The organism is Streptomyces sp. BF23-19, from assembly GCF_041106355.1.
Taxonomy (GTDB): Bacteria; Actinomycetota; Actinomycetes; order Streptomycetales; family Streptomycetaceae; genus Streptomyces; species Streptomyces virginiae_A.
In genome coordinates this window covers 100,194-110,725 of the sequence record NZ_JBGBPT010000021.1, presented here as the reverse complement: position 1 = coordinate 110,725, position 10,532 = coordinate 100,194, and the positions used below count along the sequence as shown (strand labels likewise).

Annotated in this window: 6 protein-coding genes; 5 read left to right on the top strand and 1 reads right to left on the bottom strand. The window is 72.6% G+C overall.

The window, feature by feature from the left end:
- The first annotated feature begins 188 nt into the window (after window positions 1-188).
- The 4 genes from AB8A24_RS14810 (at window position 189) to AB8A24_RS14795 (ending at window position 3,151) form a co-directional block, all read left to right on the top strand.
- Window positions 189-1,133 (top strand): hypothetical protein, encoded by a 945-nt coding sequence (locus tag AB8A24_RS14810; protein ID WP_030719245.1) that lies wholly within the window; start codon window positions 189-191, stop codon window positions 1,131-1,133.
- Window positions 1,134-1,287: 154 nt separating this feature from the next.
- Window positions 1,288-1,776, top strand: coding sequence for a hypothetical protein (locus AB8A24_RS14805; protein WP_328964336.1), 489 nt, complete (start codon window positions 1,288-1,290; stop codon window positions 1,774-1,776).
- Complete coding sequence (locus AB8A24_RS14800) at window positions 1,757-2,587, top strand: inositol monophosphatase (protein ID WP_328964337.1); 831 nt, start codon at window positions 1,757-1,759, stop codon at window positions 2,585-2,587. The genes AB8A24_RS14805 and AB8A24_RS14800 overlap by 20 nt, the downstream gene beginning before the upstream one ends.
- A gap of 135 nt (window positions 2,588-2,722) precedes the next feature.
- A complete protein-coding gene (locus AB8A24_RS14795) occupies window positions 2,723-3,151 on the top strand; it encodes a hypothetical protein (RefSeq protein ID WP_369475999.1) in 429 nt (142 codons plus the stop codon).
- Between the two features lie 148 nt (window positions 3,152-3,299).
- Here AB8A24_RS14795 and AB8A24_RS14790 read toward each other — a convergent pair whose 3' ends face one another.
- A complete protein-coding gene (locus tag AB8A24_RS14790; protein ID WP_328964339.1) occupies window positions 3,300-4,490 on the bottom strand; it encodes an SLC13 family permease in 1,191 nt (396 codons plus the stop codon).
- A 156-nt stretch (window positions 4,491-4,646) separates the two neighbouring features.
- On the opposite strand from AB8A24_RS14790, the gene AB8A24_RS14785 reads away from it, so the two are divergent.
- Window positions 4,647-10,499: a TIR domain-containing protein gene (locus AB8A24_RS14785; RefSeq protein WP_369475997.1), complete on the top strand. Its 5,853-nt coding sequence runs from the start codon at window positions 4,647-4,649 to the stop codon at window positions 10,497-10,499.
- The last annotated feature ends 33 nt before the right edge of the window (window positions 10,500-10,532 follow it).

Sequence of the window (10,532 nt, the reverse complement as noted above, 5' to 3'; positions counted from 1 at the left end):
CAACCACCACCGCTGCCACACCGCACTCGACGGACACCCACCCATCAGCCGAGTCAACAACCCTGCGAGTCAATACACCTAGGGGGTGTCCTGTCGATCAGGGCGTCCGCGCGACGTGAAGTCGCTCTGGTGGCGCCACCGGCGCATCTCCTACCATCGGAACACGGGTGGGGGAGGGGGGTGCGTTCATGGCAGCGCACGTAGGGCGGTTGGAACGCTTCGTTGCCTGGGTGCTGCGGAACGCCGACGTCGTGGTCGCCCTGGGCATCGCGATGGCGGTCGGACTCCTCGACATCTTCGGCGACGTCATCAGTGACGACGTCTCCTCCGGCGCCACCCTCGTCGTCCTCGGCCTCCTCGCGACCGGGTCGATCGTGGAGCGGGTGCGCCGGCCCGCGAGCATCCAGGAGGCGATGAGCGGGACCCGGCAGGCCCTGGAAGACCTGGCGATGGTGCGTTCGCTCTCGGGCAACGAGGTCGGCGAGGCGCTGCGCAAGGCCCGCCAGCACACCAACCTCTGGTACTTCAAGGGCGGTACGGGCACCTACCTGCGGGCGGTCACACTGCCCCTGTGCGTGGCCGCCGCGAAGGAACAGCGCTCGCAGCTCAACGTGAAGATCGACATCGTCAATCCGGCCGACGAGCGGGCCTGCGCCGCGTACGCCCGGTTCCGGCAGATGTTCGGCGCGCAGCGTCGCGGAGACGATCTGTGGACCACCGACCGGGTCCGCCGGGAGTCGTACGCGACCGTCCTCGCCGCGTGCTGGTACCAGCGGCAGCTGACCACCCTGGAGATCAGCGTGCATCTGTCGGCCGCCGTGCCGACCCTGCGCTTCGACCTGTCCGAGACCTGCCTCATCATCACCCAGGACGATCAGTCCCGGGTGAACCTGCTGGTGGAGCGCGGGCAGCCGCTCTACGACTACTACGTGACCGAGCTGCACCAGAGCCGCGAGCAGGCGACCGTGCTCGACCTGCGCGTCGCCTCCCCGCTCGGCCAGGAGCCCACCGTCGACGAAGTGCGGACGCTCTTCGACGACCTGCGGCTGCCACTGCCACGCGTCTTCACCGACAGCGACATCGGCAAGATCATCGAGAAGGCCCTGCACGCGGAGGACCCCTACAGGAGGTGATGCGCTCCGGCGCGTGCCCATGGACCCCGAGCTCGAAAGCACTCTCGTCACCTTGGAGGAAATAGCCTCCGGCGCCCGGGAGTTACATGCCGTCCGACATCCGCTCGGATTCCTCTGCCTGCCATTGCTGAGAGAGGGGCCACGCGGAATCTGCGTGCATCTCTTCGAGATCGGCAACCGCGCCGATCCGGACGCGTCACCGATGCACGCCCACAGCTGGGAACTGCGCAGCCGCGTGCTGTACGGGCGGGTGGCCAACCTGCCCGTACGGACGAGCGCGGTGCGGGACCGCGAGGAGGGCGCCACCCACCGGATCTTCGAGGTGTTCAGCGGGAGCGACGGCGTGGACGAGATCCGGCCGACCTCCCTCCTGGTACGGAGCGAGCCCGGACCCGCCCACATCAGCGCGGGCGGGGAGACGTACACGCTGGCGGCGGGCGAGTTCCACGCCACCGCACTGGAGGGGGCGGAACCGGCGGCCACCCTGGTGCACGGGACGTCGATCCCCGGGCAGCTCGACCTCTCGCTCGGCCCGCTCGACGGCCGACCGCGCCGCACGACCCGCCGACTGTGCGACACCGCGCAGACCGTGCGCAGCGTCCACACCGTCCTCAGGAGGATCGATGCCCAACAGCGGGCCTGACTTCGACCACGAGAGGCAGGTCGCCGTCGCCGCGGCGGAGGAGGCGGGCGGCCTGCTGCGCAGGCGCTTCGGCACGGCGCGGTGCGTGCGGACGAAGGGCGCTTCCGGGGACGTGCAGATGGACCTCGACCTCGCCGCCGAGAAACTCGTACTGAGCCGGATACAGCGCCACTTCCCGCGGGACCGGATCCTGTCCGAGGAGGCAGGGCTCCTCGACGCGGCGGGCGAACGCACCTGGCTGGTCGACCCGTTGGACGGCAGCAACAACGTCGTGATCGGGCTGCCCACCTACGCGGTGGGGATCGGGCTGTGCCTGGCGGGCACCCCCGTGATGGGAGTGGTGCACGAGCCGGTCACCGGGGAGACCTGGCACGCGGTCAAGGGGTACGGAGCCCACGGACCGTCCGGCGAGCTGCCCGGCCCCGCCCGCACCCTGCCGCGCCCCGGGCCCGTCGTCGCCTGGACCCAGGGATACGCCGTGGAACGGGGCGACCCGACGGCGGTGGCCCTGCGCGCGGTGCTGGAGCTGCGCTGCCGGCGCGTCCTGCAGCTGTGGGCGCCACTGCTCGGCTGGAGCCTGCTGGCGCGCGGCACCATCGACGCCTTCGTCGGCTACCGCGCCGAGGGCGTGGACCTGCCGACCGGGGCGCTGCTCGCCGCCGAGGCGGGCGTGGAGCTGCGCACGCTGTCCGGGGCGGAGTTCAGACCCGGTTTCGCCGGGGCCGACACCGGGCGCAGCTTCGTCGCGGCCCGCGGCGAGACCCTCGCGTACCTGCTGGAGGAGGTGGGGGCCGTCACCCCGAGCGGCTAGGGGTGCTGCGACCGGGAAGGTTCACCGGGCCGGGCCGGGTCGGGTCCTGCCGGGCCCGGCAGGCGGTCACCGTTGTCAGACCCTCTTGTTACCGTCGCGAACCTCGCGAACCCGAAACGATCGAGGGCGGTCTTGATGAGCGACAACGAAGTGCGGCAGTTCGGCATCCACACCTACGACCGGTGGACGGCGATGTGGAACGGTGATCTGGACCTTGCCGAGAAGATCATGGCGCCGGAATTCGTCCTACGTTACGCCCAGGCAGGCACCGAGGCCTTCGACGACGTCCGCACTCCGCAGCAGCTCGCCGACATCATCGCGGCCTGGCACCGAGAGCGACGTGGGCTTCGCTTCGTCGCCGAGGGTGCGGCGGTCGTGGACCTCGCGCTTGTCGATGGCGCACCGACCGGCCTGGTCGCCCGCCCCTATCTCGCTTCCGTCAGGGACGAAGACGCCCGAACCGTCGCCAGGAGCGGGACCGACACCCTGAGGATCACCAACGGTTTGATCAGCGAGGTGTGGTCCGTTTCCTCCGGCTCCGGCGGCCGGACCTTCTACCGCTAGGCCGGCTCTTTCGGATCTTGCCGGGCCCGCGCCGCCCGGCACCGCACCTCGCGGCGTTGTCGGAGCGTCCGAGTACGTCCGGTACAAGGGAGCCCCTCCGCCTTGCGATGCACGGCACCGGACGACGCGGGCTCGGCCGACAAGATCCCTAGGTCGTGGCCGCCAGGGCCAGCGTCGCCGCCAGCGTGCCCGCCACCGCCAGCACGACGCCCGTACCGAAGAAGCGGCCCAGGTCGATCCGGGTTCCGTGCCAGCGGCACCGCTCGAACCACAGCAGGGTGGCCAGCGAGGCCCACGGCGTGATGACCGGCCCCACGTTGACGCCGATCAGCTGGGCGAGCAGCTGCTCGTGATTGGCCACCGGAATGGCCGCCTCGCCCGCCAGATAGGCCGGGAGGTTGTTCAGCACGTTCGAGAAGCCCGCACCGACCGCCGCCGACCTCAGCATGCCGACGACGTCGTTGTCGGACCCCATCGCCGCCGCCAGGATGTCGTGCAGCCCGTGGGCGTTGACCGTCTCCACGACCAGGAACATCCCCGGGACGAGGACGAGGAGCCGCCAGGGGATCAGGGAGAGGCGCAGCGTCTCCCGGCTGCGGAACCAGAAGGCCACGACCACGATCAGCGCGGCCGCCATCGACGCCGACCACAGCGGCACGTCGGCGAGCAGGATCGCCAGCAGGAATCCGGCGCACGCCACCGCGCTCACCCGGAACAGGACCCGGTCCGCGGGCCGCGGCAGGGGCGGCGGCGTGTAGCGGGTCTCGGCGCGACGCCCCGGGCGCCAGTAGAAGCCCCACAGGCAGGCCATCGTGACCGCGATCGCGGCCAACTGCGGCGCCCACATGGTGGCGGCCATCTCCGACGGGGTCAGCGCGATGCGGTCCGCGGCCAGCAGGTTCGTCAGGTTCGACACCGGAAGCAGCAGGCTGGCCGTGTTGGCCAGCCACACCGTGGTCATCGCCAGCGGTACGGGCGCGATACCGACCCGGGTCGCCAGCGCCAGCATCACCGGGGTCAGCAGGACCGCCGTCGTGTCCAGGTTGAGGGTGATGGTGGTGACGGACGCGAACAGCACGCAGAGACAGAAGAGGAGGGGGTATCGGCCGCGCCCCGCCCGGGCCACCCAGGTGGCGACGACGTCGAAGACCTCCGCCTTGCCGGTCAGCTCCGCGAGGACGATCACGGTGGCCAGGAACACCACCAGCGGACCGATGCGCTGCAGCACGTCCGTGGCGGGTCCGGTGGGCAGCAGGCCCGTGGCGACGCACAGTGCACCGAGTGCGAGCAGGCCGCCGGCCAGCCAGTCCAGTGGATGCAGACGCCTGAGGAGGGACACGGCGAACAGGTTCGCACATACACACGCCCCGGCATCAGACGGGGCGGAAGGAATCGGACAGTCCCGCCCGGGCGGCGGGTCCGGCGTCCCGCGGGGGACCACCTCGTCCTTGCCGGGACAAACCCGCAGACGGGGGCACGGCCCTACGATGGACTCATGATGACGGACGGGCAATTCGGCGCTCCCGCAAGAGAGTTCGACTTCTTCATCAGTTACTCCCCGGCAGACGAACAATGGGCCGCGTGGATCGCCTGGACCCTGGAGGAAGCCGGCTACCGCACGGTGGTGCAGGCCTGGGACTTCGTACCGGGAACCAACTTCATAGACTTCATGGACAGGGGCGTCAGCGAGTCCCTGGCGGTCATCGCCGTACTGTCACGCCACTACGAGCGTTCCACCTACGGTCGCATGGAATGGCAGGCCGCGCTCCGGGCCTCGCCCGAGTCGCCCGAACGGAGGCTGCTGACCGTCCGGGTGGACGAGATCCCGATCGAGGGACTCCTCGCCACGATCACCTACGTCGACCTCGTCGGCGTCGCGGACATCGACGCGGCCCGCTCCCTGCTGCTGAACCGGGTCGGCCAGGCCGTCGACGGCCACGCCCGCCCGGGCCGCCGCCCCGGCTATCCGGGGAGCGGGCCGGGACCCGTCCGTCACCCGGAGCAGCCCAACCCCGGGCAGCCGCAGCCGAGCGCGCTCGCCGGCCCCGGCTGGTCCGGGCGCCGGCGGGCGGCCAGGGCGCCGCTCTACCCGCAGGCCGCCGCGGCCGGCCACAACCCCCAGGACACCGTGACCGTCCTGCACCTGGCCGGGCCCGACTTCGGGCGCGGCCGCGAACCCGACTCGCTCAGCCGGCAGATCCGCGGCGACCTCATCATGCTCAGGGACGCCGGGGCACCCGCCCCCGATCTGATGGTCGTCACCGGCGACCTCACCGCGTCCGGCAGCCCGCGCGAATGCGACCAGGCCCTCAGCTTCCTCACCGCCCTGCGATCCCAGCTCGACCTCTCCCCCCAGCGCGTGATGGTGGTACCGGGCGCGCAGGACGTGAACCAGGCCGCGTCCCAGGCCTACTTCCACACCTGCGAGGCCGACGAGGTGGCACCGCAGCCGCCGTACTGGCCCAAATGGCGCCACTACACCAGGCTGTTCCGCGGCCTCTACCAGGGCCTGGACACCGTCTTCGACAGCGACCAGCCCTGGACCCTCTTCCCGGTGCCCGAACTGAGCACGGTCGTCGCCGGATTCAACTCCTCCATGGCCTACAGCCACCGCCCCGAGGAGCAGTACGGCTTCATCGGCCGCGACCAGGCCGCCTGGTTCGCCGAGGCCATGCGCCGCTACGAGGAGGAGGGCTGGCTGCGCGTCGGCGCGCTCCGCCACCCGCTCACCGACGGCCGCCGCCCCGGCGACGCGGTCGGCGGCCCCGGCGGGCTGCGGGACGCCGACACCTTCGCCCGGCTCGCCGCCCCGCGGCTGCACCTGCTGCTGCACGGGCCGACCGGCGGCCCGCGCAGCACCACCTCGGCCCCCAGCCGCACCCAGCTCGCCGGGACTTCCGGCGCCGCCGCCGCTGCCGGAGCCGGCGGTGAGCTGCCCCTGTTCGGCTCCGCCGCCCCCGCCAGGTTCCAGCTGCTGCAGATCGGCGCCCAGGGCGTGACCCGCTGGGACGACCGGATCACCTCCGCGTCCGAGACCTTCCCCGCCGCATGGCGACAGACCCGCCGGGTCTTCCCCGTACCGGAACTGCCCGCCGTCATCGACGTCGAGCGGCCCGGCGGACGGGCTCCCCTGGACGACCCGGCCGCCTCGCTGGCCGAGCGCGTCAAGGAGATCTGCCGGGTGCGCCGGGAGGGCGTGCGGCTGCGCGACGTCCCGCGCCGCGAACCGGCCGACATGGCACAGATCATGGCCACCTGGCGGGAGCAGGAGGACGGCGTCGTCCAGCAGCAGCGCATAGCCGTCCACCCGGGGAGCCCCACCGAGGAGGAACTGGACCGCTTCATCGCCCAGGTGCACGCCACCGACACCGGCTCCGAGGCCGTCCTGGTGTACGCGGGCGACGCCCCGGCCGCCGGGCTGCGCCGCCGGGCCGCCGCCCACGGCGTCCGGGTCCGGGTCCGCAGCTTCATCGAGTTCCAGGGCCTGCTCGACCTGCGGGGCTACGTCGCCGCGCAGACGGCCCGGCTCAGCAGCAGCGAGCAGTACGCCCCCGGCCTCTACCTCCCCCAGCGCTACCGCGACGCCGACCGCCCCGACGGCCAAGAACGTGACGGACTCGTCGAGGAGCTGCTGGAACTCCTCGAATCCGACCACGGCCGGTTCGTCCTGCTCCTCGGCGACTTCGGACACGGCAAGACCTTCGCCCTGCGCGAGCTCGCCCGGCGCATCCCCGAACAGCTCCCGCACCTGACCCCGTTGCTGATCCCGCTCAACTCCCTGGACCGGGCGCACAGCCTCGAAGGCCTGGTCGCAGCCCATCTGGCCGGCCACGACGTCGACACCATCGACCTGCGCGCCCTGCGCTACATGCTCGCCCAGGGCCGCGTCGTCCTGCTCTTCGACGGCTTCGACGAACTGGTCAACCGGGTCAGCTACGACCGGGCCGCCGACCACCTCCAGGTCCTCCTCGACGCCGCCGTCGACCACGCCAAGATCGTCGTCAGCAGCCGCACCCAGCACTTCAAGTCGCACGCCCAGGTCCTCACCGCGCTCGGCGAGCGCGTCGGCCTGCTCCCGCAACGCAGGATCCTGGCCGTCGAGGGCTTCACCCCGGCCCAGATCCGCTCCTACCTCGTCCGCAGCTACGGCGACGAGCACGCCGCCGACCGCCGCTACCAGCTCCTGCGCAACATCCCCGACCTCCTGATGCTCTGCCGCAATCCCCGGCTGCTCTCCTTCGTCGCCGACCTGAGCCAGGACCAACTGCGCGCGGTCGCCGGAGCGGGCCGCGCGCTCAGCCCCGCCCGGCTGTACGAGGACGTGTTCACCTCCTGGCTCGGTCACGAGGAACGGCGCGGCCAGGGCGGTCCCGGTGCGCCGCCCGGGCTCACCCTCGACCAGCTGTGGGCGGCGGTGACCGCGCTGGCCTGGCGGTTGTGGGAGAGCGGCCGCAGCGCCCTGCGGCTCGACGAGCTCACCGAGACCGTGGCCGGCACCCTCAGCGAACTCACCGAGTCCCCGCTCACCGCGTCCGAGCGCGCCCAGGCGGTCGGCGCGGGCAGCCTGCTGGTCCGCAGCGACGACGGGGTCTTCCAGTTCATCCACGGCTCCGTCATCGAATGGTTGGTGGCGCGGGAGGCTGCCCGTCAGCTCGCCCGCGGGCAGCACACCGTGCTGCTCGCGCGCCCGCTCAGCCAGCTCGCCGTCGAGTTCTTCTGCGACCTCGCCGACCACGAGCAGTGCGCCCGCTGGGTGCGCGAGGTCCTCGACTCCCCGGGGCGGGCGGTCAGCGAGGCCGCCCGCGCCAACGCCGTACGGATCTCCGACCGGCTGCGGGTACCGGCCAACGCCGATCTGCGGGGCGCCCGGCTGGCCGGCGAGGACCTCTCGCACCGCGACTTCTCCGGGGTCGACCTCTCCGACGCGGATCTGACGGACGCCCGGCTGATCGGCGCCAACCTCTCCGGCGCCCTGTTGCGGGGCACCCGGCTGACCGGCGCCCGTCTCGACCGGGCCGACCTGAGCCGGGCCGACCTGTCCGGCGCGAACCTCAGCCGGGCGCGGCTGACCCGGACCGATCTGCGGGGCGCCCTGCTGACCGGCAGCCGCTGGCACCGGGCGGCGCTCATCGACGTGACGATGGACGACGAGGTGCGGGCCGCCCCCGAGCTGGGGACCGCCGCGATCGCCCCCGGGATGCCCGTGGACGCCGGGTTCCGGCCCTCCGCCGTCGGGGTCCCGTACGGGTTCGGCATGCGCACGAGCCGCCTTCCCGAACCCATCGCGTACAGCAGCGACGGCGAACTCCTCGCGGTCGGCAGCGAGGACGGCTCCGTCCTGGTCTGCGGCGCCGACGACGGCCGGGCCGTGCGCACCCTCCAGGGGCACGAAGGGCGCGTGTACGCCGTGAAGTTCCGGCCGGACGTCATCGCCACCGGCGGCTCCGACGGTGCGGTGCGGCTCTGGGACCCGGTGACCGGGGTCTGCCGCCACCACCTGCGGGTCCACCCCGACGGGGTGTGGCCGGTCTCCTTCGACGCGGCCGGCACACTGCTCGCCACGGGCGACCGCGAGGGCCTGGTCACGGTCTGGGACGTGGCCACCGGCGAGCCCCTGCAACGGATGCCGGGCCACACCGCGCCCGTCTACACCGCGGTCTACGGACCGGACGGCCTGCTGCTCACCGGGGACGCGAGCGCGAAGGTACGACTGTGGGACCTGACCACCGGGCACTGCGTCCGGGAGATCGAGGGCCATCAAGGGGCCGTCTACCGGGCCCGGTTCAGCCCCGACGGGACCCTCTTCGCCACCGCCGACCGGGGCGGTCCCGGACAGGGCGGCACGGTGCGGATCTGGCGGACGGCCGACGCGCGGCTGCTGCACGAGTTCACCGGACACACCGGGCGTGTGTACGTCCTCGACTTCCACCCCGAGGGAAACCTCCTGGCCAGTGGTGACACGGACGGCCAGATCCGGCTCTGGGACCCGGTGGTCGGGACCCCCGCCGGAATCCTCGAACGGGGCACCGGCGCCGTCTACCAGGTGCTCTTCGGCGACGACGGGAAGCTCCTCGCCGCCTGCGACAGCAACGGCGCGGTCCGGCTGTGGACGGTCACCGGGCGCCCCCACGGGTACACGATCGCCCTTCATCTCCAGCAGCCGACCGAGCACCGCGGCACCGCCTGGGCCTGCGCCTTCCGGCCCGGCGACAGCCAGTTGCTCACCGTCGGCAACGACGGCGGCGCGCAGATCTGGGACGCGGCCACCGGCCAGGGCAAGCGCATCCTGCGCGGCCACGGCCGCCGGATCAGCGGGGTCGCCTTCAGCGCGGACGGCACGCAGCTGGCGGCGGCCGGCAACGACGGGGTCGTACGGCTGTGGGAGACGCGCACGGGCCGCCGTACGGACGAACTCACCGGGCGCGGCGACCGGCTGGTCTCGGCGGCCTTCAGCCCTGTCGAAGCCGTCCTGGCCACGGCCAGCAACGACGGCGACATGTACCTCTGGAACCCGGTGGGCGGCGAGTACCTCAGGGAGCTCGACGCCGAGACCGAGCACGTCTGGGCGGAGGCCTTCAACGCGTCCGGGACCCTGCTCGCCACCGCCAACGACGACGATTCCGTCCGCGTCTGGTTCCGCCCCACGGGTTCCCCCGTGTCGACGCTGACCGAGCACCGGGGCCGGGTCCGCTCCATCGCCTTCCGCTCGGACGCCGATGTCCTGGCCACCGGCTGCGACGACAGTTTCGTCCGGGTGTGGGACGCCCGGAACGGCGCCCTCCTGCATCAGCTCGGCGGGCATGCCGACCGGGTGTACGGCGTCGCGTACGGCCCGGGGAGCGACTGGCTCGCCAGCGCGAGCTGGGACGGTACGGCCATCGTCTGGCGGGACGGGCAGGCCGGTCCGCGGCTGCGCGGACGCGGCGGCCGGCTGTGGGCGGTGGCCGCCCACCCGAGCCGCCCGCTGCTGGCCATCGGCGGCGACGACCGGGCCGTCGCCCTGTGGGACGCCGTGACGGGCGAGCACCTGACCGACCTCGTCGGGCACACCGGACGGGTGCTCTCGCTCGCCTTCTCCCCGGACGGTACGACCCTGGCGAGCGGCGCCGAGGACGGCACCGTACGGCTCTGGAACGTCCCGGCGGACGGGGAACCGCCGTCCCCCCGCGCGACGCTGATGGGTATGGCGGGCGGCTGGGCGGCGCTGACACCGGCCGGCGGGTACAAGTACGAGGGCGATGTGGCCGGTGAGTTCTGGCACGTCGTGGGCATGTCCCGGTTCACGCCGGGCGAGCTCGACGAGTACCTGCCGGGCATCCACCGGCTGCCGCTCGGCGAGGACCTCTGAGTCCCGCCGGCTCTGCGCAGGCGGTCCCGACTA

What these genes read in the sequence shown, in the direction of transcription:
- AB8A24_RS14810 (WP_030719245.1), top strand. Translation starts at nt 189, where the DNA reads ATGGCAGCGCACGTAGGGCGGTTGGAACGCTTCGTTGCCTGGGTGCTG.
- AB8A24_RS14800 (WP_328964337.1), top strand. Translation starts at nt 1,757, where the DNA reads ATGCCCAACAGCGGGCCTGACTTCGACCACGAGAGGCAGGTCGCCGTC.
- AB8A24_RS14795 (WP_369475999.1), top strand. Translation starts at nt 2,723, where the DNA reads ATGAGCGACAACGAAGTGCGGCAGTTCGGCATCCACACCTACGACCGG.
- AB8A24_RS14785 (WP_369475997.1), top strand. Translation starts at nt 4,647, where the DNA reads ATGATGACGGACGGGCAATTCGGCGCTCCCGCAAGAGAGTTCGACTTC.